Origin of the sequence: Autumnicola edwardsiae (assembly GCF_031846505.1) — a bacterium.
GTDB lineage: Bacteria > Bacteroidota > Bacteroidia > Flavobacteriales > Flavobacteriaceae > Autumnicola > Autumnicola edwardsiae.
Genome location: NZ_JAVRHP010000014.1, coordinates 1 through 25,257 on the forward strand (window position 1 = coordinate 1; position 25,257 = coordinate 25,257).

The 25,257-nt window shown below is 40.3% G+C and carries 25 protein-coding genes; 12 read left to right on the forward strand and 13 right to left on the reverse strand.

Annotation, left to right across the window (positions count from 1 at the left end; all coding sequences use genetic code 11):
• Positions 1-103, forward strand: a 103-nt coding sequence (locus tag RM529_RS04350) for a single-stranded DNA-binding protein (protein ID WP_311483568.1), incomplete at its 5' end; no start/stop codon positions are given.
• A gap of 183 nt (positions 104-286) precedes the next feature.
• On the opposite strand, the gene RM529_RS04355 is transcribed toward RM529_RS04350, so the two are convergent.
• From RM529_RS04355 to RM529_RS04410, 12 genes are all read right to left on the reverse strand, one after another.
• On the reverse strand, positions 287-904 hold the full coding sequence (locus RM529_RS04355) for a DEAD/DEAH box helicase (RefSeq protein WP_311483524.1): 618 nt from the start codon (positions 902-904) through the stop codon (positions 287-289).
• A gap of 90 nt (positions 905-994) precedes the next feature.
• On the reverse strand, positions 995-2,764 hold the full coding sequence (locus RM529_RS04360; protein WP_311483525.1) for a glycoside hydrolase family 9 protein: 1,770 nt from the start codon (positions 2,762-2,764) through the stop codon (positions 995-997).
• A 162-nt stretch (positions 2,765-2,926) separates the two neighbouring features.
• Positions 2,927-3,829: a histone deacetylase family protein gene (locus RM529_RS04365; RefSeq protein ID WP_311483526.1), complete on the reverse strand. Its 903-nt coding sequence runs from the start codon at positions 3,827-3,829 to the stop codon at positions 2,927-2,929.
• A gap of 93 nt (positions 3,830-3,922) precedes the next feature.
• Positions 3,923-7,318, reverse strand: coding sequence for a transcription-repair coupling factor (gene mfd, locus RM529_RS04370; RefSeq protein WP_311483527.1), 3,396 nt, complete (start codon positions 7,316-7,318; stop codon positions 3,923-3,925).
• Positions 7,319-7,495: 177 nt separating this feature from the next.
• Positions 7,496-7,780: a type II toxin-antitoxin system RelE/ParE family toxin gene (locus RM529_RS04375; RefSeq protein ID WP_311483528.1), complete on the reverse strand. Its 285-nt coding sequence runs from the start codon at positions 7,778-7,780 to the stop codon at positions 7,496-7,498.
• The gene (locus tag RM529_RS04380; RefSeq protein ID WP_311483529.1) at positions 7,770-7,991 is read right to left on the reverse strand and encodes a hypothetical protein; all 222 of its coding nucleotides are present in this window, start codon (positions 7,989-7,991) and stop codon (positions 7,770-7,772) included. The genes RM529_RS04375 and RM529_RS04380 overlap by 11 nt, the downstream gene beginning before the upstream one ends.
• A 59-nt stretch (positions 7,992-8,050) precedes the next feature.
• Positions 8,051-8,839 carry a TspO-related membrane protein gene (locus tag RM529_RS04385; RefSeq protein ID WP_311483530.1) on the reverse strand — a complete coding sequence of 263 codons (789 nt, stop codon included), beginning with the start codon at positions 8,837-8,839 and terminating at the stop codon, positions 8,051-8,053.
• Between the two features lie 350 nt (positions 8,840-9,189).
• Positions 9,190-9,819 carry a ligase-associated DNA damage response endonuclease PdeM gene (gene pdeM / locus RM529_RS04390; RefSeq protein WP_311483531.1) on the reverse strand — a complete coding sequence of 210 codons (630 nt, stop codon included), beginning with the start codon at positions 9,817-9,819 and terminating at the stop codon, positions 9,190-9,192.
• A 43-nt stretch (positions 9,820-9,862) separates the two neighbouring features.
• On the reverse strand, positions 9,863-11,017 hold the full coding sequence (locus RM529_RS04395; RefSeq protein WP_311483532.1) for a methionine aminotransferase: 1,155 nt from the start codon (positions 11,015-11,017) through the stop codon (positions 9,863-9,865).
• Positions 11,018-11,098: 81 nt separating this feature from the next.
• Positions 11,099-11,842: a succinate dehydrogenase/fumarate reductase iron-sulfur subunit gene (locus tag RM529_RS04400; protein WP_311483533.1), complete on the reverse strand. Its 744-nt coding sequence runs from the start codon at positions 11,840-11,842 to the stop codon at positions 11,099-11,101.
• A 72-nt stretch (positions 11,843-11,914) separates the two neighbouring features.
• Complete coding sequence (locus RM529_RS04405) at positions 11,915-13,918, reverse strand: fumarate reductase/succinate dehydrogenase flavoprotein subunit (RefSeq protein WP_311483534.1); 2,004 nt, start codon at positions 13,916-13,918, stop codon at positions 11,915-11,917.
• 3 nt (positions 13,919-13,921) lie between these two features.
• Positions 13,922-14,638, reverse strand: coding sequence for a succinate dehydrogenase cytochrome b subunit (locus RM529_RS04410; RefSeq protein WP_311483535.1), 717 nt, complete (start codon positions 14,636-14,638; stop codon positions 13,922-13,924).
• Between the two features lie 276 nt (positions 14,639-14,914).
• Between RM529_RS04410 and RM529_RS04415 the strand changes: the two genes are divergently transcribed.
• The 5 genes from RM529_RS04415 to RM529_RS04435 all read left to right on the forward strand — a co-directional run bounded on the left by RM529_RS04415 (position 14,915) and on the right by RM529_RS04435 (position 18,788).
• A complete protein-coding gene (locus tag RM529_RS04415) occupies positions 14,915-15,835 on the forward strand; it encodes a DnaJ C-terminal domain-containing protein (RefSeq protein WP_311483536.1) in 921 nt (306 codons plus the stop codon).
• Positions 15,832-16,125: a chaperone modulator CbpM gene (locus RM529_RS04420; protein ID WP_311483537.1), complete on the forward strand. Its 294-nt coding sequence runs from the start codon at positions 15,832-15,834 to the stop codon at positions 16,123-16,125. Before RM529_RS04415 ends, RM529_RS04420 begins: the two co-directional genes overlap by 4 nt.
• A 195-nt stretch (positions 16,126-16,320) precedes the next feature.
• Positions 16,321-17,613 (forward strand): aminopeptidase P N-terminal domain-containing protein, encoded by a 1,293-nt coding sequence (locus RM529_RS04425; protein ID WP_311483538.1) that lies wholly within the window; start codon positions 16,321-16,323, stop codon positions 17,611-17,613.
• A 73-nt stretch (positions 17,614-17,686) separates the two neighbouring features.
• Complete coding sequence (locus tag RM529_RS04430) at positions 17,687-18,457, forward strand: alpha/beta hydrolase (RefSeq protein ID WP_311483539.1); 771 nt, start codon at positions 17,687-17,689, stop codon at positions 18,455-18,457.
• Positions 18,458-18,530: 73 nt separating this feature from the next.
• Entirely contained in the window at positions 18,531-18,788 is a 258-nt protein-coding gene (locus tag RM529_RS04435) for a DUF1660 family phage protein (protein ID WP_311483540.1), read from the forward strand.
• Positions 18,789-19,028: 240 nt separating this feature from the next.
• Here the strand turns inward: RM529_RS04435 and thiL are convergent, their stop codons facing one another.
• A complete protein-coding gene (thiL, locus tag RM529_RS04440) occupies positions 19,029-20,090 on the reverse strand; it encodes a thiamine-phosphate kinase (RefSeq protein WP_311483541.1) in 1,062 nt (353 codons plus the stop codon).
• Between the two features lie 301 nt (positions 20,091-20,391).
• On the opposite strand from thiL, the gene RM529_RS04445 reads away from it, so the two are divergent.
• The 6 genes from RM529_RS04445 to sufD all read left to right on the forward strand — a co-directional run bounded on the left by RM529_RS04445 (position 20,392) and on the right by sufD (position 25,257).
• On the forward strand, positions 20,392-20,721 hold the full coding sequence (locus RM529_RS04445) for a HesB/IscA family protein (protein WP_311483542.1): 330 nt from the start codon (positions 20,392-20,394) through the stop codon (positions 20,719-20,721).
• A 31-nt stretch (positions 20,722-20,752) separates the two neighbouring features.
• A complete protein-coding gene (locus RM529_RS04450) occupies positions 20,753-21,136 on the forward strand; it encodes a four helix bundle protein (RefSeq protein WP_311483543.1) in 384 nt (127 codons plus the stop codon).
• Between the two features lie 48 nt (positions 21,137-21,184).
• The gene (gene sufB / locus RM529_RS04455) at positions 21,185-22,630 is read left to right on the forward strand and encodes a Fe-S cluster assembly protein SufB (RefSeq protein WP_311483544.1); all 1,446 of its coding nucleotides are present in this window, start codon (positions 21,185-21,187) and stop codon (positions 22,628-22,630) included.
• A 21-nt stretch (positions 22,631-22,651) separates the two neighbouring features.
• Positions 22,652-23,035, forward strand: coding sequence for a hypothetical protein (locus tag RM529_RS04460; protein ID WP_311483545.1), 384 nt, complete (start codon positions 22,652-22,654; stop codon positions 23,033-23,035).
• Between the two features lie 53 nt (positions 23,036-23,088).
• Positions 23,089-23,841, forward strand: a complete 753-nt coding sequence (gene sufC / locus RM529_RS04465; RefSeq protein ID WP_311483546.1) for a Fe-S cluster assembly ATPase SufC — start codon at positions 23,089-23,091, stop codon at positions 23,839-23,841.
• Between the two features lie 102 nt (positions 23,842-23,943).
• Entirely contained in the window at positions 23,944-25,257 is a 1,314-nt protein-coding gene (sufD, locus tag RM529_RS04470; protein ID WP_311483547.1) for a Fe-S cluster assembly protein SufD, read from the forward strand.

Consider the following 25,257-nt stretch of genomic DNA (forward strand, 5'->3'; position numbering starts at 1 on the left):
GATCGAAGGGAAACTTACCAGCAGAAGTTATGAGGATAAAGAAGGCATAAAACGCTATGTAACCGAAGTGATTTGCAACGAAATCCTGTTGATGGGCAAGTAGTCGGCACAATTCCTCCAATTCCTGCAGGTCTGGAAAGCTTCTGGAAAGGTTTTGAAAAGCTTCAGAAGCACAGGTTCGATCTAAAGGTGGTTTAGGTTTGCTTTCATAAAATAAGCCACCTTTATTTCTTGCTGAAAAATATTCCGGTCTTGAACCGGGAAAAGCTTACGGAAAAATCCGCAGCTATTTTGCCGCGCGTACCACGTCAGAATGTGACATAAAGGAGTCTTTTAACCGTTCTATTTTGGAATTGAATTCCGAAGCAAAAACCAGATATTGGCATTTGGTGATATGTGGTGGAATCCGGATCAGGTCATTAAAATCCCTGCTGTTAAGAAGAAATTCGGCATCTTCCACAATAAACAATTTTAACTGACTCACATTTATTCCGGTGATCTTAAAAAGCTTGAACAGCTTATTTGGAGTGGCGATCACCACATCCACACCTTCATAAATGGAAACCTTTTGCTGTTCGATATCGGGTTCGTCATAAGCGCTAAAAACCCTAACATCCATATACCTGATAAACTCGTTAAATTTTTCTTCCAGTTCTAAAGCAGCCTGTTTGTCCTTTACAAAGATCAGGGCCCGCGGCGCATCTTCAAAAGCTTTGCTTTCCAAAATCTGCAAGGTGCTAATTACAATAGCCGTAGATTTCCCGCTACCCTGGGGAGCGATTGCAAAAAGGTTTTTTCCGCTCTTGATCTTAGGGATTAATTTCTTCTGGAAAGGCAGGAGACTTTCATACCCCAGTCTGTCAAGCGCATCCTTAAGGGGAGTATTCAATTTTTTAAATGACATGTAATTTCTGGATTGTAAGCGGTAAAGGTAAGCCTTTATTCAGGAGTTAAACCACTCCTGTTTTAAAACCTGTTTCCTTTAAAACTGCTTTTACCTAATTGCCTCTATCGCATTGGCGAGATATACAAAAGGCGCATTCCAGTTAATCGCGATCTCATTACTGGCATAACTGCAGCGATCGTCAATGTAGGACGTTGCCGGATGTTGGTGCGCAGCTGTATACTTGTCTCCACAACCGGCGATATCCTGTTGCCCGGGGTTTGGACCGCCGGCTAATAGTCCGGGAACGGGATCTTCGTTATCGTCAGATTCAGAAGGCCTGTGGTGCGGATCTTTCGTTGACTTCTCTCCATAACCGGTCAAAAAGGAATAGCCCGTAGCATTTCTTCCCAGCAAATAATCAAGATTGTCATTTGCAGCATTTAAATATTTATCGTCTCCGGTGATTTCATAAGCGTTCAAAAGAAGTACACCCTGGTTTCCAGCTTCTGAATTGCTGCCCCATGCAAAGTCTGATTCGTTAATTCCCATAGGGATTGCATAAGCTGAAGTTTTGGAAGATGCGACCAGGTCATCGGCCATTTTTGTAAGCTGGTCTGTTATTGCATCTATATTTACAACTTCGTTATCCTGATATTTGTCCCTGTGCCTGGCAAGAGAGTAGAGGGCAAGCGTGTTTACATTTGGCCATGCGGGAATCCCGAACTCAGATTCTAAAGAATTTTCAATGTCTGCGTCTTTGTAGTACTCCTCGTTCCCGGTGGTGATAAAAAGTTCTGTTGCGGCCCATTGCAGTTCATCTTTAAAATTTCGGTCGCCGTAGGCGCCGGTGCTTACTTCCGGATCTTGCAATTCTTTCTGGCGGTACGTTACCTCCGGGTTTTCTTTGGCCCAGTCATAGGCGTTTTCACTCATTACCAACAGCGAATCTGCCAATCCCGGCAATTCATTTTTATAATCGCTGAATATTCTTGCTGCCTGCGCAGTTACTGCTGCAAAATCTAACGTTGCCGCTGTTCCTTTTTGTACCGCCCAACGTTGTAAAGTGGCATCTTTTGGCGCCACCGCACCGTGAAAGTTTGCGCTGGTAAGTTTGTGATAAACGCCGCCATCTTCGTCCTGCATGGTCATCATCCAGCGTAAATTGTACAGTGCTTCATCAAGAAAATCAGGAAGATTATTCGAGCTCTCGGGAATATTCAAATTCAGGGTGTCGAGGTATTCCGGAAAATCCTCATACAGCGCAAATAAAGTTCCCATGGTGATTCCGCTGTTTACGATATATTTTCCGTAATCCCCTGCATCATACCAGCCTCCGGGGCTGGAAATTGTAGATCCCGCAGGGCGATTCTCTGAGGCCGCCGAATTGTGGATTTTTACCTGATCGTCGGGATGTCCTGCTTCTCTTGCCCATTTTCCGGCGTAGGCTTCGGGTAAGTCTGTGGAAGCCCGCTGAAAATAAAAGGCTTTTATACTTGCCTTTGCCGGCTCAAAATGCACATTTTCGGCAATTTCAAAAGGATGGCTGTTGCCAATTCCCGGTACGTGCAATACATATTCTCCTGTTTTTTCTACGGAAGAAAAATCAGCTTGTTTTACGGTTTCCTTGCTATGCGGCCATTCTTCAGCATCGCCTAGTTTTCCTGAAAAAACTTCCTTTTTATCATCTGCCGTAAGAATAGAGAAGTCGGTGGCTTCTGTAGTGGCGATAATTGCCATTTTCGGACCTTCAGGATAAAACCCTATTTGATTAACGCGGATCTTTTCTGAACCTGCATTTCCTTCATTTGACTGTGCAAAAGCTGAAAAATTCAGAAAAAAGCATATAAAAGGGATCAGAAATTTAGTTGAAAGCCTCATAGTTGTCTGTTTTGGGCTTAAATATAGGGATAAATTAAAATATTAATGTTGAAGTTGGACGTCCGGGAGTGTTTTTTCTGTACCAGTGATTCTCTTCTTCAGAATTTCAGGAATTTGGGGTTCATTTGTAATTTTACAACGGTCTCTTGGAGCGAAATTCAGCTAAAAATAGATTTGTTGCGCCAGCCTGTACGTATTGGCGTGGGCTTCTATAATTATTTTGATTTCGGGCGAATATCCTCCACCCATGCTGCATTGTACGGGAATAGAGTGCTCATGGCAAAGCTGAAGTACGAAATTGTCTCGCTCCTTACAGCCGCCAACGCTGCAGGAAAGCCTGCCTAATTTGTCAGTTTTCAGGATATCCACGCCGCTGAGATAAAAGATAAAATCGGGCTTCTCTTTTTCGATAAGCGCCGGAAGTGTTTCTTTTAAAAGCTGAAGATATTCCTGGTCTCCAGTACCGTCAGGAACTTCAATATCGAGATCTGATTTCTCTTTTTTAAACGGATAATTGCCTTTGCCGTGCATAGAAAAAGTAAAAACCGAAGGGTCGTTCTCGAAAATTTCAGCAGTACCGTTGCCCTGGTGCACGTCCAGGTCTACAATCAGAATTTTTTCGGCTAATTTATTCTTCTGAAGGTAACGTGCCGCTATCGCCTGGTCATTTAACAGGCAAAAAGCCTCGCCACGATTAGAATAAGCATGATGCGTACCACCGGCAATGTTAAAAGAAATTCCGTGCTCTAATGAAAATTGGCAACACTTCATCGTGCCGTCGGCAATAATAATCTCCCTCTCGTATAATGCTTTTGTAAGTGGAAATCCCGTCTTCCTAACCTCCCGTTCACTTAGTTCCTGGTTTTTTAAACGGGAATAATAATTGGCATCATGCACAGCAAGAATATGCTTATCGTCCGGAATTTCAGGTTCAAAGAAATTTTCTTCGGTACAGGTCCCTTCCAGTAACAATTGCTGTGGCAAAAGTTCATACTTCTCCATTGGGAAACGATGACCTTCAGGCAAAGGATGTTTGTAGATGGGATGGTAAGCGATTTTGAGCATGTTCTTAATGCGGAATACTAAAGTTAAATATGCTTTTCCAGTTTTTTAGTTGGAGCACAGTCGGGGACTGTAGTCCAAACTAAATGTGAAAATTCAGGCCTCTACATCTTCCTCTTTCTTTACCCTGAAATCAAGAGGCTCCAGAACCTTTAAAGCGGTATCAATAGAAGTTATCTTTTCAAACGTAAGAAGCAGGCGCAGGCCGGCGCGGGTTTTCTTCTCTTTCATGGTACACTTGTTCCGGTGCGTTTGTACGTACTGCAGCACCCTTGTAAAGGCATTGGTTTGGTAGAACCGCGATTGCTGGTCTGCAATAAAATAACCAATCATTTTACCCTGTTTCAGCACAACTTTTTCCAGGCCGATTTTTGAAGCGATCCATTTAATACGTACGCTGTTTAGCAGGTCAACGGCTTGTGTCGGCAAATCCCCGAAACGATCCGTGAGTTCGGCTTCGAATTTTTGCAGTTCTTCTTCCGAAGTAATATTGTTAAGTTGCGTGTACAGGTTTAGTCTTTCCGAAATATTATTGATGTAATCATCGGGGAAAAGAATTTCAAAATCGGTGTCAATCTGCGTGTCTTTTACAAAGACCTTATCTTCAACACTTTCGTTTTCACTGTAAAGTTCCTGAAATTCATTTTCCTTCAGCTCTTCAATAGCTTCATTTAAGATTTTTTGATACGTATCAAAGCCAATTTCATTGATAAAGCCACTTTGTTCTCCGCCCAGCAAATCTCCCGCTCCACGAATTTCAAGGTCTTTCATGGCGATATTAAAGCCGCTGCCCAGTTCAGAAAATTGTTCCAGGGCAGTCATTCGCTTCCTGGCATCTTCCGTCATTGCCGAATATGGCGGAGTAATAAAATAGCAAAATGCTTTTTTGTTGCTCCGGCCAACGCGGCCGCGCATCTGGTGCAGGTCTGACAGGCCAAAGTTATTGGCGTTATTGATAAAAATGGTGTTTGCATTGGTAACATCCAGCCCACTTTCAACAATAGTGGTGGAAACCAGCACATCAAATTCACCATTTATAAAGCTAAGCATTAATCTCTCCAGTTTCTTGCCTTCCATTTGCCCGTGACCAATCCCAATGCGGGCATCGGGAACCAGCCGCTGGATCATTCCGGCTACTTCCTTAATATTTTCAATGCGATTATGAATAAAGAAAACCTGCCCGCCACGCTGGATTTCGTAGGAAACCGCGTCACGTATGGTTTCTTCAGAAAAGCGCACCACTGTGCTTTCTATAGGATAGCGGTTGGGCGGCGGAGTGGTAATGGTAGATAAATCCCTTGCAGCCATTAAGCTAAACTGAAGTGTACGCGGTATTGGCGTAGCCGTGAGTGTTAGCGTATCTACATTTTCCTTGATGGTTTTCAGCTTGTCCTTTACAGCCACCCCGAATTTTTGCTCTTCATCTACAATCAGCAGCCCCAGATCTTTAAATTTCACCGCTTTATTCACCAGTTGGTGTGTTCCTATTACAATATCAACTTTGCCACTTTCAAGATCTGCCAAAGTTTCCCGGCGTTCTTTTGCTGTGCGGAACCTGTTGAGGTAATCTACGGTAACAGGGAAATCTTTCAGCCTCTCCGTAAATGTTTGGTGGTGCTGAAAAGCGAGGATGGTGGTTGGCACAAGAACTGCCACCTGTTTACCATTGTCCACGGCTTTAAAAGCAGCCCGAATGGCGACTTCAGTTTTCCCGAAACCAACGTCCCCGCAAACCAGGCGGTCCATGGGGCGCTCGTTTTCCATGTCTTCCTTTACCGCCTGGGTGGCCGTACTTTGGTCCGGAGTGTCTTCATAAATAAAAGAAGCCTCCAGTTCATGCTGTAAATAGGAATCCGGCCCGTAAGCAAATCCTTTTTGAAGCCTTCGTTTTGCGTACAATTCAATTAAATTGTAGGCGATATGTTTAACCCGGGCCTTGGTTTTGTTCTTAAGGTTTTTCCAGGCATTGCTTCCCAGTTTATAGATCTTGGGAGGTTTCCCGTCTTTACCATTGTATTTTGAAATTTTGTGCAGCGAATGAATGCTGAGGTACAAAATATCACGCTCCCCGTAGATCAGCTTAATAGCCTCCTGCATTTTGCCTTCCACATCAATTTTTTGCAGTCCGCCAAATTTTCCAATTCCGTGGTCGATATGCGTAACATAATCCCCAACTTCCAGGTTGGTAAGTTCTTTTAGAGTAATTGCCTGTTTCTTGGCGTAGCCATTCTTCAGGTGGAATTTATGATAACGCTCAAAGATCTGGTGATCTGTATAACAAATATTTTTTGCATCTTCGTCTATAAACCCCTGGAACATAGAAAGCACTACCGTTTGATACTTTACTTCCCGTTCCTGGTCGTCAAAAATTTCGTGAAAACGTTTTGCCTGCTGTTCGCTAACGCACAAAATATAATTGGTAAAACCGCTTTCCTGGTTTTCTATAAGATTGTCAATCAATAAATCAAATTGCTTGTTGAAGGAAGGCTGCGGTTTTGTACGGAAATTTATAACCTGCTGCGGACTCAAAAACGCCTGATTGCTCAGTTCTACTACTGAAAAAGTCAGCAGCTGTTTTTTAATATTTTCGGCATTGCAGAAAAGCTCAACAGGTTCGCTATGCTTTACTTCTTCTGAAAGATTTTTAAAAGCTTCTTCGGCTTTGCTGAAGAGTTTATCGATTTGTGCCGAAAACATATCGAGATTTTTGACAAAAATCACTGTATTTTCTGCAATGTATTTTAGAAAACTCTCGCGCACTTCATCCAGCCGTTTGTTTTCCACATTCGGCATAATCGAAATTTTCTTGGTCTTATCTGTAGACAGCTGGGTTTCCACATCAAAACTCCTGATGCTGTCTACTTCATCACCAAAAAATTCTATCCGGTAAGGCTCATCGTTACTGAAGGAAAAAACATCAATAATTCCTCCACGAACCGAAAATTCTCCGGGCTCGGTAACAAAATCCACTCTTTTAAACTTATACTCAAAAAGTACTTCGTTTACAAAGTCGATGGAAAGACTGTCGCCAAGAGAAATTTTTAAGGTGCTTTTGTCAAGCTCCTTCCGCGTAACCACCTTTTCAAAAAGCGCATCGGGATAAGTAACGATAATTGCCGGCTTTTTTCGGGAATTTATCCGGTTTAAAACTTCGGCTCGAAGTAAAACATTTGCATTGTCGGTCTCTTCAATCTGGTAAGGCCTGCGGTAACTTCCTGGGTAGAACAACACATTTTTTTCACCAATAAGCTGCTCCAGGTCATTTAGATAATAGGCAGCTTCTTCCTTATCATTAAACACCAGCAAAAACGGATTTTCAGCTTCTTTAAAAGCATTGGAAATCACAAAGGAAAGCGAAGAGCCAACGAGGCCTTTCAGGTGGATTTTTCCCTTTTTGTAGTCCTGGCCGGAATCGAAGGAGGCAATAGCATTTTGCAATTCCTGTTGTGGCAGGGATTGTGCAAAGCTTTGGGCAATAGCAGATTTACTCATTGGTGCAAAGATAATTCCTGAAATCATCCCTTACAACAACTCAACAATTTTTTAACGCTTTGCTCCAGGCATTATTTTATACAATCCGCTTTTTTCGCCTACAATTGGAACTTCCTTAAGAGAAAATGTGGAGTGCTGGATTTTTCTAGATAAATAGGAATTAAAGATGAATTTAAATCAGGAGTTCATCTTTCTATATTTTAGTAACGCAAAAACCTGAATGGTGTCTTTAGCAACGTTTACTCTATAGATAATTTTATATCCTTTAAATGTAAGTTCCCTTATATTTTCATCCTGAAAATGAAAAGATTTTCTGAAGAGAAAAGGCATTTTCTCTAAAATTTCTAATGTCATTAGAATATCTTTCTTGAACTGGCGTGCTGCTTTAGGTTTATCTTTAGCAATATACCCAACCTGATCTGCAAGTTGTAGAGAAAAGCTTTTAAGAAGCTTAACCTTCATATTCTTGGATTCTTTTCTCCAGGAGTTGTTCAAGTTCGCTCATTGTAACAAATTCGGCATCCCCACTCTCTAATTCGAGGAGTTGCTTTTTCAGATAATGCTGATTTCTACCTTCTTCCAGAATTTGTAGATCTTCGGAATCAAATTGCTGTAAAGCGGAAATGACTCTTTCATATATTTTACCCTTTACTTTTATTTCGATAGTTTTCATAGCTTCGGAATTTATCTAATTTACTGAAAAAAAGGATTATTTTTAAAAATTTTAAAATTCTAAGAACCTTTCATTTTAGCCATAGGACTGGTTTTCTTGTTTTTATAGCCATGATAACCGGCAGCAAGAAAGAGAATTACTGCTCCAATCATCGCGGCCCAGGCAATGGTTTCATTTTCACCGGAATGTCTTACGAATATCGCCACCAGCGCCCAAACACCAACAAGTGCAAATTCGCGCATGTTACGGGTGTAAAGGATAGCGAGATTGAGAACTGTGGCTGCAATAATCATCAGGATAGTCCATTGTATTTCATTTAAAAACCAGCCGTCCCAGTTAATTTTTGCCAGGTAAGCAGAAATATTTGCGATAGTGGCCACCGCGATCCACCCGGAATAGAAACAAATGGGCCACCAGCTAAACGCAATAACTTTTAGCGGCGCATCCCAGCGCTCCATGTTGGTGTTCAGGATGATTTTTATAAGGGAAAATAGAATGAAGAGCATAATGAGTACCGATACACCGGTGAATTCATAAAGCCAGACAATAACCCATGCTGAATTGGCGATATTTGCCAAAATAAACCATGCACCTGTTTTGATGATAAGATCTGTGTGCTTGCCGGTTTTAAAGGCGCAATACATTTGGAAACCTGTATAGGCCAAGAGTGCTATATAAATTACTCCCCATATGGAGAATGCGTAGCCTGCGGGTGTAAAAAGATTTTCATACTCGGCGCTCAGGCTGCCCATGGTATTTCCGTTTAGTTGAACGGCCTGGGAATAATAATTTACTATAATGGCTAAGATTACCGAAAGGAAATTGAAAATAGAAAGTTTTTTAGCCATAATGTATTATTTAAGATAGTAAGGGAAAATGAACTGTGGTTAATTTTAAGTTCGTTCCGTTATTTAGAAAATTCTGTCCATTTAAACCCAAATTTTAGTAATAGGAATAGTATTATAAAGAAAGTAAAATGAATTAAAAGAATGCCCGAGGTCCATTCCAGCCCAAGTTCTCCACTAAATATAACTTTTATGATTAATAAGGAATTCGGGTTGGTGTAAATTCCGTGAACAAAGTATAGTAATAGAAAGGAAGCTAATGCTAAAAAGCCAATTCCGAAAATTCTTCTTATCATAACTGTTTTTATGTTTTCTAATTCGTATTCATTCCGAAAGGAACGGCAACAGAACATTTAATTTACTAAAATTACTTCATTTTCTGTAATTGCGAAGATTTGATCTTCTTCTTTGGGTTTTAGATAATGGTTGCCGGTAAATTCACCAAAAGCAGGCAGGATTAACTGATTTTGAGACTTATAAAAACATCGCAATTTCAACTGCTGCCGGCCTTTTCCGTTTAATTTGAAGCCCGGATGTATATGTCCGCAAATATTGAAATCTGCCGTTGTTGCTTCCGGATGATGTGTAAGCCGAAAATTGCCAATTTTCAGCATAGGCTGAATTTTGATATTCAGTTCCTCATATTTCAGCGGAGAAATAATATCGTGGTTTCCGGTAATTAGAATAATTTCTGAAGTGACCAAATTTACCCATTCTTCAAATAAATCCCATTCAGCATTAAGGGAACTGTGGAACAAATCGCCCAAAAAGGCAATTTTCGCCGGACTAAAATGCTCCACAAGCTTTGTAAGTTCACTGAAATTTTTGGCAATGGCTTTTTGAGGTACCGCGCTTCCAAATTTCCTGAAATGACTGATTTTTCCCAGGTGCACATCACTAATCAAGAGCATGTTTTTGTCTTTCCAGAATGCTGCCCCGCTCGTGTGCAGCTCAAAATGGCAATTTTCGATCTTAATGGTCATGTATTGCTGTAGAATTTAAAGCTTTTTCAGGATTGAAGAAAAATCAGATTCGGTTTAAGATTTCTGCTGCTTTTTCCAGGGTTTCATCGGTCTTAGCGAAGCAAAAGCGGAGTTGTTTATTGTCTTTTTTATCAATATTAAATTCTGAAACCGGGATAGAAGCCACTTTATGTTCCCGCGTTAGCCGGTTGGCAAAATTTGTATCTTTTTCATCTGTAATTTCAGAAAAGTCAAAAAGCTGGTAATAAGTTCCAGAGGAGGGAATGGCGGTAAATTTGGTTCCTTTCATCAGTTTGAGGAATTTGTCCCGTTTTTGCTGATAAAAACTGCCTAAGCTAAGGTAGTTTTCGGGATCCTTTAAATATTCTGCAAACGCACGTTGCATAGGGTGATTTACGCAAAAGACGGTGAGCTCATGAATCTTCCATATTTCCTTCATTAGTTCTTCCGGAGCAACGCAATAGCCCATTTTCCATCCCGTGTTATGAAATGTCTTTCCAAATGAAGAACAAACTATAGCCCTTTCAGCTAAACCGGGAAAACGGGAAGCGCTTTGATGTTCGATATTATCAAAAATAATATGTTCGTAAACTTCATCACTCAGCAGGATGATATTGGTGTTTTTCAGCAGGCCTTCCAGTTGCTGCATGTCTTCTTTGGACATGACCGTGCCGGTGGGATTATGCGGAGTGTTAATAATGACCATTTTCGTACTGGCATTTATTTTGTCCTTCACTTCCTGCCAATCTATGCTGAAATCTTTTCCCTTTAGCTGAACAAGCACCGGTTTCCCGCCATTAGATTTAATTGCCGGTTCATAACTGTCGTAGGCGGGTTTAAAAACAATCACCTCGTCTCCGGGATGGATAAAGGCGGTAATAGCACAATACAAAGCCTGCGTGGCACCGGAAGTAAGCGTAATTTCAGTATCTACTTTATATTTCACTCCGTACAAATCTTCAATTTTAGCAGAAATTTGTTCCCGTAATTCCGGAATCCCATTCATTGGCGGATATTGGTTATGTCCGTCTTTCATAGCTTTATAAACCAGCTCTTTTAGCCGCGCGTCGGTTTCGAAGTTTGGAAAACCCTGAGATAAATCAATGGCATCATTTTCTCTCGCCAAAGTACTCATCACTGAAAATATACTGGTTTTGCCCTGTGGCAGTTTTGAAGGAAGATTATTGAAATCAGGCATGGTCCACTTTTTAAATAAGATGCATAAAAAATCCCGAACGGCAAAGTTCGGGATTGGTATTATATATTATTTAACCGGTGTTTATTTTGCACTGGCTTTTAAATATTCGCGGTTCATCCTGGCGATGTTTTCCAGGGAAATTCCTTTAGGACATTCTATTTCACAAGCTCCGGTATTGGTACAATTTCCAAAACCTTCTTTGTCCATTTGCTCCACCATAGCAAGAACACGTCGTGTTGCTTCTACTTTTCCCTGTGGTAAAAGTGCGTACTGGCTCACTTTTGCAGCAGTAAAGAGCATCGCACTGGCATTTTTACAGGCCGCAACACAAGCGCCACACTGGATGCAGGTTGCAGCATAAAATGCAGCATCGGCATCTTCCTTATCTATTGGGATAGAATTGGCATCCTGCGTATTTCCTGAAGTATTTACAGAAACATAACCACCGGCTTGCTGGATCCTTTCAAAGGCACTCCTGTCTACAATTAAATCCTTAATTACAGGAAAGGCTTTTGCTCTAAAGGGTTCTATGGTAATGGTGTCACCATCCTTAAATCTACGCATGTGCAACTGGCAGGTTGCAACTCCACGGTCGGGCCCGTGGGGCTCTCCGTTAATTTGCAAAGAACAGGATCCACAAATACCTTCACGGCAATCATGATCAAATTCCACAGTCTCTTCTCCTTTTTCAACCAACTGTTCGTTCAATACGTCCAGCATTTCGAGAAATGACATATCGGGAGAGACATCTGCTATCTGGTAAGTCTGTACTTTTCCTTTAGCGGTAGCGTTTTTTTGACGCCATATTTTTAGTGTAAGATTCATATTTTTAATTTGAAGATTTAAAGATTTGATGATGAGTCAATTTCCAAATTTCCTCATTTTCAAATGTTCAAATTATTTATAGCTTCTTGTTTTAACCTGAATATTTTCGTATTCCAGTTGTTCTTTATGTAAAACGGCATCGGCAGGTTGCCCTGTGTATTCCCATGCGGCCACGTACATAAAATTTTCATCATCACGAAGGGCTTCCCCTTCTTCTGTCTGGTATTCTTCTCTAAAGTGTCCCCCGCAGGATTCTTCCCTGTGCAGCGCATCTTTAGCGAAAAGTTCTCCAAGTTCCAGGAAATCGGCAACACGGCCTGCTTTTTCCAACTCGGAATTCTTTTCGTTTGCAGTTCCGGGGATTTTAACATCATTCCAGAATTCTTCTCTCAGCGCCTGGATTTCTGAAATTGCTTCTTTAAGGTTGGGAGCATTACGGGACATTCCTACTTTGTTCCACATAATTTTACCAAGGCGCTTATGGAAGTTATCTACAGATTTTGTTCCTTTAGTATTGATCAATTTCTCCAGTCTTGCACGAACTTCCTTCTCTGCAGCTTCAAATTCGGCAGTTTCCGTAGAAATGTTTCCGGTGCTAATATCCTGTGAAAGATAGTTGCCAATTGTATACGGAAGAACAAAATAACCGTCGGCCAGACCTTGCATTAAGGCCGAAGCTCCAAGCCTGTTGGCGCCGTGATCTGAAAAGTTCGCTTCTCCGGCAGCAAAACAACCGGGGATAGTAGTTTCCAGGTTATAATCTACCCAAATACCGCCCATCGTATAGTGTACAGCAGGATAGATCATCATTGGCGTTTCGTAAGGATTTTGATCTACAATTTTCTCGTACATCTGGAAAAGGTTTCCATATTTTGCCTCTACGACAGCTTTACCAAGTTCTTTAATCTTTTCTTCTGAAGGATTATCGAGGTGCTGCGTGTTTGCTTCTTCTCTACCATAGCGCATAAATGCAGAACCAAAGTCAAGAAAAACAGCTTCTCCGGTTCTGTTTACGCCATAACCGGCATCGCAACGTTCTTTTGCAGCTCTTGAAGCCACATCCCGGGGTACAAGGTTACCAAAAGCAGGATATCTTCTTTCCAGATAATAATCTCTATCTTCTTCTTTTATTTCTGTAGGCTTAAGTTTTCCGGCTCTTAAACTTTCAGCATCTTCTTTTTTCTTCGGAACCCAGATCCTACCATCATTCCGGAGAGATTCAGACATCAGTGTCAGTTTGGACTGATGGTCTCCTGAAACCGGAATACAGGTGGGGTGAATTTGCGTGTAACAAGGGTTAGCAAAATATGCACCCTTTTTATGGATTTTCCATGAAGCGGTAACGTTACTTCCCATGGCATTTGTAGAAAGGAAAAATACATTTCCATAACCACCAGAAGCAATTACCACAGCATGTGCACTGTGTCTTTCAATTTCTCCTGTTATCAGGTTTCTTGCAATGATACCCCGGGCTTTGCCGTCTACAATTACAATATCCAGCATTTCATGACGGTTAAACGGCTGGATCTTGCCACGGTTAATCTGCCTGTTCATTGCAGAATATGCACCCAAAAGTAATTGCTGTCCCGTTTGACCTTTTGCGTAAAAAGTACGGGAAACCAGTACCCCTCCAAAAGAGCGGTTATCAAGCAAGCCGCCATATTCGCGGGCAAAGGGTACACCCTGTGCAACACACTGGTCAATAATATTTCCTGAAACTTCAGCTAGACGGTAAACGTTTCCTTCGCGGGAGCGGTAGTCACCACCTTTTACAGTATCATAAAAAAGGCGATAGTTGGAATCGCCATCTCCCTGATAGTTTTTTGCGGCATTAATCCCTCCCTGTGCGGCGATAGAGTGTGCGCGTCTTGGGGAATCCTGGTAGCAAAAGGTTTTTACGTTATAACCAAGTTCTGCCATTGTGGCGGCAGCACTACCTCCTGCAAGGCCGGTACCTACAACAATAACATCTATATTTCTTTTATTTGCGGGATTAACAAGGTTAATCGTATTTTTATGTTTGGTCCACTTTTCTGCCAATGGGCCTTTTGGTATTTTTGAATCTAATATTCCCATAGCTTATATTTTATCTAATACAAAGTGAATATATACCGGAATTACTGCAAATGCTAAAGGAATTAGTATTGCAAATGCATATCCGAATTTTCTGATGAACCCGTTGTACTTAGGGTGGTTCACTCCCAAAGACTGAAATCCACTGCCGAAACCATGAATAAGGTGAAAAGCGATTGCTATCATGGATAACACATAGAAGATTACGAGTACCAATCCCCATTCCGAATCCTGAAAAGTTTCGAGGGTAAGGGTGTAAAGATCTTTTACCCTCGCACCACTTTCTGTAGTGTAAATGGTGTGATCCAATCCTCCAAATTTCATTTTAGCCCAAAGAGCGCTCATATGTACAATGATGAAAGCCAGGATAACCGTTCCCAAAATACCCATGTTCCGGGAAGCCCAGATAGTATTGGTAGAAGGTCTGAAGCTGACATATTTTTGAGGTCTCGCCTTGCGGTTGTTAATGGTTAATACCAGCCCGTCTATGGCGTGAAAAAGAATACTTATATAAGTTACGTAAGATAATATAAGTACAAGCGGATTGGTGGTCATGAACAACGCATATTCATTAAATTGATCACGTGCGGCATCGCTTACCGGTAGCAGGAGCTGCAAATTTCCCAGGAGATGACCTACTAAAAACGTGCAAAGAAAGAGGCCCGTGAAAGACATCCAGTATTTTTTCGCCAGAGATGACTTTAAAAGCGCAGATTTTGCCATAAAATTTGAGATTGTTTGAATAAAAGTGGAGCAAAAATACACCTCATTCTTATTTATTACAAACTTTAGCTGGTATTTTACCATGAATTTAGAAAGAGTTTAAAGAGGCCTAAAATTGATTGGAATTGTAAGGATTAAGAAATTAGGAATTTGTTTTTCACAGAGGCTAAACAATCATCTTCTTTTGTTTTTGCAAAAGCTTAACGGCAATTAATTCCGAAATTCGTAATTTCAGTTTGGGAAAAAATTTCCGGAGAAAATTTAATTCGATGATAAATGGAGTTTATAGACTACTATAAATTGTTGGAGTTGGATAAATCTGCAAGCCAGGCAGATATAAAGAAAGCCTACCGCAGGCTCGCCAGAAAATATCATCCAGATCTTAACCCTAATGATAAAGAAGCGCAGGCGAGATTTCAGCAAATAAATGAAGCTCACGAGGTTTTAAGTGATCCCGAAAAGCGCAGGAAGTATGATGAGTACGGAAAGGACTGGCAACATGCAGATCAATATGAACAGGCAAGGTCACAGCAAAAACAGAGCAGCGGCGCAGGTTTTGGCGGTTATGGTGAAGGACGAGGGTACTCGTATTCGGGAGATTTTGAAGACGATACTTTTTCAGATTTCTTTGAACAGATGTTTGGAGGTGGTGCGAGAGCCCGTGGAGCAGGGAGAGGCGCGCAATTTAAGGGGCAGGATTTTAATGCCGAGCTTCACTTAAATCTGAGCGATGTTTACACGAGCCAGAAGCAAACCATTACTGTGAATGGTAAAAAGATCCGGCTTACTATTCCTGCAGGTGTAGAGAATGGCCAGACCATTAAAATCAGGAATCACGGGGCGCCGGGAATTCAGGGTGGCCCAAGAGGAGATCTTTTTATCACCTTCAATATTGTGAATAATACAAAATTTAAGAGAGAAAAGGAGAACCTGTACAGCATAGAAGAGATCGATTTATATACAGCACTCCTGGGCGGAGAAGTCACTGTAGACACTTTCGACGGAAAGGTGAAGCTAAAGGTGAAACCGGAAACCCAGGCAGATACAAAGGTAAAATTGAAAGGCAAGGGTTTTCCGAAGTATAAAAAGGAGGGACAGTTTGGAGATCTTTTTATCACGTATAAGATAAAAATGCCCACACGTTTAAACGAGAGGGAGAAGGAACTTTTTAGGCAATTACAAAATTTAAGATCATGAGGTCAGACGATTTAGTACCGGCAGAAGAAATTTGTTCACTTTACAAGGTGGAACGAACGTTTATAAGTTCTCTTTACGAGAGCGGGCTTATTGAAATAGTTACTTTGGAGCGAAAGGAGTATGTGCCTTGTGATCACCTCCGGAATTTTGAGAAAATGATGCGGCTGCACAAAGATCTCGATATTAATATAGAAGGTCTGCAGGCGATCCACCATTTACTGGATCAGGTGCAGAAACTGCAAAAACAGAATGTGAGGCTTAAAAACCGCCTGTCATTGTATGAAAGCTAGGTAAAAACCTATATTTAGTGGCACTTTAACAGGATTTCACCTGAAGCTTTTTAATTTTGCGGAAAAACAGGCCAGATAGCCTTAGTTAATTGCATAGTAGCCGAAAAAGGCTATACATATTCTTCTCATTCGAGGTTCCTTATGCTTTATGCTTAAAACAAATATCTTTTAAAAGTCAATAATTAAATTTTATAAATGAAATATCACCAAATCGATTCAAAACTTTTTATAAAGAACCGCAAGAACTTTATGGCGAAGATGAAGCCCGCTAGTCTTGCAGTTTTTAACTCTAACGATGTTTATCCTATTGGGGCTGACAGTACACTTCCGTTTGAACAAAACAGGGATTTGTTCTACCTGAGTGGAGTGGACCAGGAAGAAAGTGTTCTTGTGCTGTTTCCAGATGCACCAAAGAAAGAGCACCGTGAAATTCTGTTTTTAACCGAAACCAATGAGCATATTGCGGTTTGGGAAGGTGAAAAACTTACTAAAGAAAGAGCTCTGGAAGTCAGTGGCGTGGAGACAGTTTACTGGATGAAAGATTTTGAAAAGATCTTTTTTGAAGTAATGACACAGTGTGAAACCATTTATTTTAATACTAATGAGCACTATCGTTCTTCACATAAAACCGAGACCCGGGATATGCGCTTTATCAAATGGTGCAAAGAGAAATATCCTGCTCACCAGGTAGCAAAGAGCAATCCTATACTTCAGCGGTTACGATCTGTTAAAGATCCAATAGAACTTGCGCTTATGCAAAATGCCTGTGATATCACTGAAAAAGCTTTCCGCAGAACGCTGGGATTTGTGAAGCCGGGAGTCTGGGAATACGAAATTGAAGCCGAATATTATCACGAGATGATCAGGAACCGCTCCCGCGGCTTTGCTTATACTCCTATTGTCGCCAGCGGGAACAATGCAAATGTTCTTCACTATATCGAAAATAACCAGCAATGCCAGGCGGGAGATCTTATACTGTTGGATACAGGTGCCGAATATGCCAATTATGCCAGTGATCTTAGCCGTACAATCCCGGTTTCCGGGAAATATTCAGAAAGGCAAAAGCAGGTATATAATGCGGTAAACCGCGTGAAGAAAGAAGCTACTAAAATGCTTGTTCCTGGAACCATCTGGGCAGAATATCATAAGGAAGTAGGGAAACTAATGACTTCAGAATTAATAAGTCTGGGTTTACTGGACAAAGCCGATGTGCAAAAGGAAAATCCGGATTGGCCTGCATACAAGAAATATTTTATGCACGGAACTTCCCATAATATTGGTTTGGATACTCATGATTACGGAATTCTTACCGAACCTATGGAGGCAAACCAGGTATATACGGTAGAGCCAGGGATTTATCTTCCGGAAGAAGGATTTGGGATTCGTCTTGAGGATGACGTGGTGATCCAGGAAAAAGGAGAGCCGTTCAATTTAATGAGAAACATTCCAATAGAAGTAGAAGAAATTGAAGAAATAATGAATGCTTAGCATTTCCTGATTATTTTTTTTGAATAGCCACGAACATAAGAAATAATGTTTCGTGGCTTTTTAATTATCACATATGACCATAAACTATAGAGATACCGAAATATTTTTTTCTTCTGAAGGAGAGGGGAACCCACTGATTCTTTTACATGGTTTCCTGGAGTCTTCGAAGATATGGGATGATTTTGTTCCTTCCCTTGCAGCGCATAGGCAGGTAGTATGTATAGATCTTCCCGGTCATGGAAAATCTGGCTGTTTTAATGAAATTCACAGCATGGAGGAAATGGCTAAAGGTGTAAAAGAGGTGCTGCGGAATTTGGGTATAGAAAAAGCGGCGGTCGCGGGACATTCCATGGGAGGTTATGTGAGTTTGGAATTGTCAAAAATTTTCCCTACTCTGTTAAGAAGTTTAACATTAATCAATTCTACTCCTGAAGCGGATAGCGAGGAGAGAAAAAACAACCGTGACCGTGCAGTAAAGCTGGTCAGTAAGAATAAAAATGCATTTGTGAAAATGGCGATTTCCAATCTAATGTTACCGTCCAGCTCAGGAAAGCACAAGGCAGAGGTTCAAAATTTAATTTCTGAAGCTCTGGAGATGAGCACAAAGGGCATAACAGCGGCAACAAAAGGTATGAAAATTCGTACAGACAATATGAATCTATTTTCAAACCTGGAAATAGAAAAAAATATAATTGCAGGAAAAGAGGATCCTATTTTAAATTATAAAAGCCTGAAAAAGGTAGCTATTACGGGGAATGCAAATTATTTTCTGTTAAATGGAGGGCATTTATCCTTTATTGAAGACAAACCGACATTAAGAAAACTTTTACATTTGATCGATTAATTTTAACTTTTTATCTGATTTATTAACTTTTTTTTCTAATTTTAAATTATAGAAACAAGAAAATCAAATCTTTATGAAGAATAGAAACCCTAAGCTATTTTCATTTTCAAAGGTTTTTTGCAACATTTTTGGACATACACTTAAGGTTTTCAAAAATGTAACTGAGCATATCCACGAGTATAAATGCGCTAAATGTGGAATGGAAATGACTGATACGGCTAACGGATTTTTAGCCTGCCTTACCCCAAAATTTAAAGAAACGAACAATTACCTTGCGAAGATCCATCAAAGAAGAAGGAACCGCAAGAATTTACTTGCTGAAGCTTCTTAATCCGTTCGGTAGCAATTAGGAATTTACATATATAGTATTAGGAAAATATTCCTAATATTTTCTTCAATAAACTCATGACACGGCTTTCTGAGAAATATGAGCTGGTGAAGATCTATATAGTATGTACTGATTTTTGCTCCATTTTTGAGGTCGGCCTTTATTATTTAGCTGAATCTTCTATGAGAGTGACTTAGTGCTATAAGAATAAGCCTCCAGGGCAAAAAATTATCCGCTAAAGAGCTAATCTTCCTCCTCTTCTTTTTCCATTGAATTCCAGCCCCGGGCGATCAAAGGAATTTTTGTGTTTGCGCGGGTAATTAAATGCATACCCTCATTCTCTTCGGTCATATGGCCGATAATTGTCAAATTTGGGTTGCCTTTAATTTTGTCATAATCCTCCTGAGAAATGGTGAACAGTAATTCATAGTCTTCACCACCACTTAAAGCTATTGTGGTACTGTCAATTTTAAATTCTTCGCATACTGAAATTACCGCGGGATCCAGCGGAATTTTCTCTTCAAACAGATTTACACCGGTTTTGGAATTTTTACAAAGGTGGATTACTTCTGAAGATAATCCGTCACTAATATCGATCATAGAAGTCGGTTTCACATCGAGCTCCTTCAACAACGGCGGAATATCTTTTCTTGCTTCCGGTTTTAGCTGCCTTTCAATGAGATAAGTGTACTGGTCAAGATCTGGCTGTGCATTAGGATTTGCCTTAAATACCTGTTTCTCTCGCTCCAGCACCTGCAATCCCATATATGCAGCTCCAAGATCTCCCGATACTACGAGAAAATCATTGGGTTTGGCGCCGCTCCGGTAAACAACATCTTCACTTTTAGCAATTCCCAAAGCAGTTATGCTAATTACTAAGCCTGAAGTTGAGGAGGTTGTATCGCCGCCAATAACATCGATATTGTAGATATTTGCTGCCAGTTCTATTCCGGAGTATAATTCCTCCAGCGCTTCTACAGGGAAACGATTGGAAACTGCAATAGAAACGGTAATTTGAGTGGCTTTGCCGTTCATGGCATACACGTCTGATGCGTTCACCATAACAGCTTTATACCCCAAATGCTTCAGCGGCATATAAGCCAGGTCAAAATGTACTCCCTCCACCAAAAGATCTGTGGTTACAATACATTGATTGTCTTCAAAATCCAGAATAGCGGCGTCATCACCAATGGCCTTTTTTGTAGACGTTAACTTTGGTGCAAAGTTTTTTGTAAGATGATCTATTAGGCCAAATTCTCCTAATTCCGAAAGGTTTGTTTTGGTTTCCTGACTATTTTCAAACATAACATGCAAATTTAGAGTGCAAAATAAGTGAATATTATTTCAACTGAAGCCTGTTCTATAGAGTTTCTGAGGTTAAAAACAGTTGCTTTTATGATAGAAACTGACTTTTATGTTCTTAAAATGAAGGTTAAAAGAAATGAATATTTAATCTACTGTAAACTAATTAATTAGAATTATTTTTAGGTTATTGGGTCTTATCGAAATGCCCTATTAACCTATTCTTAAAACAAATGCTCACACTATGGTAAACCGCTTGTTTTGTACTATATTTGTTCCCAATTTAGAACTAATCTGTTTAGCTATGATAAAAGTAAGCGAAGGCGCTAAAACGAAGATCGCCGCTTTAATGACCGAAGAGGGTTATGACAGCGTTCAGGATTTTGTGCGCGTTGGTGTAAAGAGTGGTGGTTGCTCAGGATTGTCTTATGAATTAAAATTTGACAAATCTCAGGCCGAAGATGATAAGCTTTTTGAAGATAACAATGTAAAAATAGTAGTGGATAAGCGCAGTGTTTTGTACCTCGCCGGAACAATCCTGGAATATTCCGGAGGACTTAACGGAAAGGGCTTTGTCTTTAACAATCCCAATGCCCAGCGCACCTGTGGTTGTGGAGAGAGTTTTTCACTGTGATAAGAGAATAAGCTAAGAAGTTAAAGAGTAAATGAGCAATTATAAGTCCTTTGAAGATTTAGAAGTTTATCAAAAGGCAATCTCGTTTACAGTGAAAATTTTTAAACTTCAGAAAAGTGAAAAATTAAGAAGAGAGTTTGCTTTAACAGATCAGCTTAAAAGAGCAACACTTTCTATATCAAATAATATAGCTGAAGGTTTTGAAAGAGAAACAGACAAAGAGCTTGTTCGTTTTCTGTACTTTTCAAAAGGCTCAGCAGGCGAGGTTAGAAATATTTTGAATGTGATGAAAGAGACGAAAGTCTTAGGTGATGAGGAGTATGTTGTTCTGAAGAATGACATTATTACCATTTCAAAACAGCTTTCTAACTATATAAAATACATCATTAAGAGGAACGGGAAAATTGTAGATTAAACTTTTTAACTTTTTTTCTCTTTAACTCTTTTACTGAATTTAGAGACTATGGCATATACTGAAGATGATTTAAAGAAAGAACTCGAGACCAAAGAGTATGAGTATGGATTTTATACAGATATAGAATCTGATACTTTTCCTGTTGGTTTAAACGAGGATATTGTAAGGGCGATTTCCAAAAAGAAAGAGGAGCCGGAATGGATGACAGAGTGGAGGCTTGAAGCTTACCGCGAATGGGAAAAGATGGAAGAGCCGGAATGGGCTAATGTACATTACAAAAAGCCGAATTTTCAGGATATTTCCTATTATTCAGCACCTAACAAGAAGCCGAAATATGACAGCCTGGACGAGGTAGATCCCGAATTACTGGATACTTTTAAGAAGCTGGGAATTTCTGTAGATGAGCAAAAGAAACTTGCCGGTGTTGCGGTAGATATCGTAATGGACTCGGTGTCTGTTACCACTACTTTTAAGAAAACCCTTGCTGAAAAAGGAATTATTTTCTGTTCAATTTCTGAAGCCATCAGGGAGCATCCGGAATTGGTGAAAAAATATATAGGAAGTGTTGTTCCTAAGCGAGATAATTTCTACGCAGCACTTAACTCGGCTGTGTTTAGTGATGGTTCTTTTTGTTATATCCCAAAGGGAGTGCGTTGCCCAATGGAGCTTTCAACTTATTTCAGGATTAACCAGGCAGGAACGGGACAATTTGAACGTACGCTTGTGGTTGCCGAGCCGGGTAGTTATGTGAGCTATCTGGAAGGTTGTACGGCCCCAACGCGGGATGAAAATCAATTGCATGCTGCAGTTGTGGAGCTAATAGCTCTTGATGATGCCGAAATTAAATACAGTACGGTGCAAAATTGGTTCCCTGGGAATAAAGAAGGAAAAGGTGGTGTGTACAATTTCGTGACCAAGCGTGGCTTGTGCGAGAAGAATGCAAAAATCTCCTGGACCCAGGTAGAAACCGGTTCTGCGGTAACCTGGAAGTATCCGTCTTGTATCCTTAAAGGAGATAATTCTGTAGGGGAATTTTATTCTATCGCAGTAACAAACAATTATCAGCAGGCAGATACCGGAACCAAAATGGTGCATTTAGGTAAGAACACTAAAAGTACAATTATCTCCAAAGGTATTTCTGCAGGACGATCTCAGAATTCCTACAGGGGCTTGGTTCAAATAAACAGTCGCGCAGATAATGCCCGGAATTTTTCACAATGTGATTCCCTGTTAATGGGGAACGAATGTGGAGCACATACTTTTCCTTATATCGAGGTAAAGAACAAATCGGGACAGGTGGAGCATGAAGCCACAACAAGTAAAATCGGGGAAGATCAGATTTTTTATTGCAACCAGCGGGGGATAGATACAGAAAAAGCAATTGCTTTAATTGTAAACGGCTTTAGTAAGGAAGTTTTAAATAAACTGCCTATGGAGTTTGCTGTAGAAGCCCAGAAATTACTGGAAATATCACTTGAAGGTTCAGTAGGATAAGATATTAGGATAAGAAGGATTATGAAGAAGTTGCTGAGTCTCTTTGCGATACTGCTAATTATGATAAGCTGTCAGGATGAAGACAGGCAGGGAATTGTGACCGAGCCTGAAGCCGAAACTGTTGCGGATAGTATTCCAACCCTTACCGGTGAGTTTATTTATGTTGCAGATGCTGCAGTCTTCCGGGGGCAGGATTTTGTGTACGGAGTGAAAATCGATTCCATGGCACAAGAACTTGCAGATAAGGTAAAGCCTTATAAAAAGGAAGATTTTGATTTGGTGAAGGTGAAGATTAAAGGTAAAATCCAACCTAACCAGAGCCGGGAAGGTTGGAAAGAAGTTGTGGAAATCAGGGAAATAATAGAAATTCTTCAGGAGAAAGAAACTTCGGAAGCTAATAAATAGAACAAGAATAGTTTAAATCAATTCCGGATTATCGGAATGCATACCATAAAATTATGCTTAGAATTAAGAATTTACACGCGAGTATAGACGATAAAGAGATCCTAAAGGGAATTAATCTCGAAATTAATCCGGGAGAGGTTCACGCTATAATGGGACCAAATGGTTCCGGGAAAAGTACATTGTCTTCGGTTATCGCAGGAAAAGAAGAATTTGATGTGACAGAAGGGGAGATCCTTTTTGAAAATAAAGATCTTTCTGAGCTGGATCCTGAAGAAAGAGCGCACAAGGGTATCTTTCTTTCATTTCAATATCCTACAGAAATTCCCGGGGTTTCAGTAACCAATTTTATGCGTACGTCTATAAATGCACATAGAAAAGCGCAGGGGCTGGAAGATATGCCGGGAAATGAAATGCTGAAGCTTATCCGTGAAAAATCAGAAATGCTGGCAATCGACAGGAAGTTTTTATCAAGATCTTTAAATGAAGGTTTTTCAGGAGGGGAGAAAAAGCGTAACGAGATCTTCCAGATGGCTATGCTAAATCCAAAGTTATCGATCCTGGACGAGACAGATTCCGGTTTGGATATCGATGCCTTGAAAATAGTCGCAGATGGTGTGAATAAACTCAGAAATGAGAATAATGCCGTTCTGGTAATTACGCACTACCAGCGTTTATTGAATTACATCGTGCCAGATGTGGTACATGTTCTTGTAGATGGGAGAATCGTGAAGACTGGTGGTAAAGAACTGGCTTTCGAATTGGAAGAAAAAGGTTACGACTGGGTAACGCCGGAAAAAGCGGTGTAAACGATTTGAAAATTTGAAGATTTTTCAATTTGAAAATTGAGGAGTTTGAAGTTTAGAAGCGCAGGCTTAGAGCTTTAAACTTAATACTTGAAACATACAAACATGGAATTAAAAGATAAATTAGTATCATCATTTTTGGCTTTCGAAGAAGACTTTGGAAGTGATAATGATGTTCACCAAATAAGAAGCCAGGCAATTAAGGACTTCGAAGCGATGGGTTTTCCCAGCCGAAAGCAGGAAGACTGGAAATACACTTCCCTTAATTCTGTTTTAAAGCACGACTATAGCGTATTTCCGAAGAAGGAAGAGGCTATAGAGTACAGGGATATAAAGAAGTTTCTTATCCATGATATAGATACGTATGATCTGGTTTTTATAGATGGTATATTTTCCTCACATCTTTCCCAGACTACCCACGATAAGATTGATGTGTGTCTAATGTCTTCGGCTTTAAATAATCCCAAGTACAAGGCGGTTATAGATAATTACTTCAATAAAATTGCACCGAAATCGGGTTTAAATTCGCTGAATACGGCATTTGCAAAAGAAGGGGCATATATTCATATCCACAAGAACAAGATGGCTGATAAGCCAATTCAGATTATAAATTTCTCAACAGGAAATGAATCTGCGTTACTGGTGCAACCCCGTAATTTAGTAGTGGTAGATGAAAATTCGCATGTTCAGATAATTGAGCGCCATCAGAGCCTTACCGATCATCCTGTTCTGACTAATTCCGTTACTGAAATATTTGCAGATAAAAGAGCTATTGTAGATTACTACAAGATCCAGAACGACAAATCTTCGGCATCTTTAATAGATAACACTTTTGTTGAGCAGAAATCTGAGAGCCATGTCTCTGTACATACTTTTTCTTTTGGAGGGAAGTTAACCCGTAATAATCTCAATTTTTATCAGAGAGGGGAACATATAGATTCTACTATGAAAGGGGTAACGATTATTGAAGGGAAACAGCATGTGGACCACAATACCCTGGTACACCATATCGAGCCGAATTGCGAAAGTCACCAGGATTATAAAGGGATTTTTGCAGATCAATCTATTGGCGTTTTTAACGGAAAGGTTGTTGTGGAAAAGGAAGCACAGAAAACAAATGCGTACCAGTCTAACAATAACATTTTAATAGACGATAAGGCGACAATAAATTCCAAGCCGCAACTTGAAATTTTTGCAGATGATGTTAAGTGTAGTCACGGTTGTACAATCGGTCAGCTGGATGAAGAAGCATTGTTCTATTTGCGGGCAAGGGGAATCCCAAAGAAAGAAGCACGCGGATTATTGATGTATGCTTTTGCAAATAATGTGTTGGAAAGCGTAAAAATCCCGGAAATCAAGAAAAGGATCAATAAGCTTATCGCCTTAAAATTGGGTGTTGAGCTAGGTTTTAACCTGTAG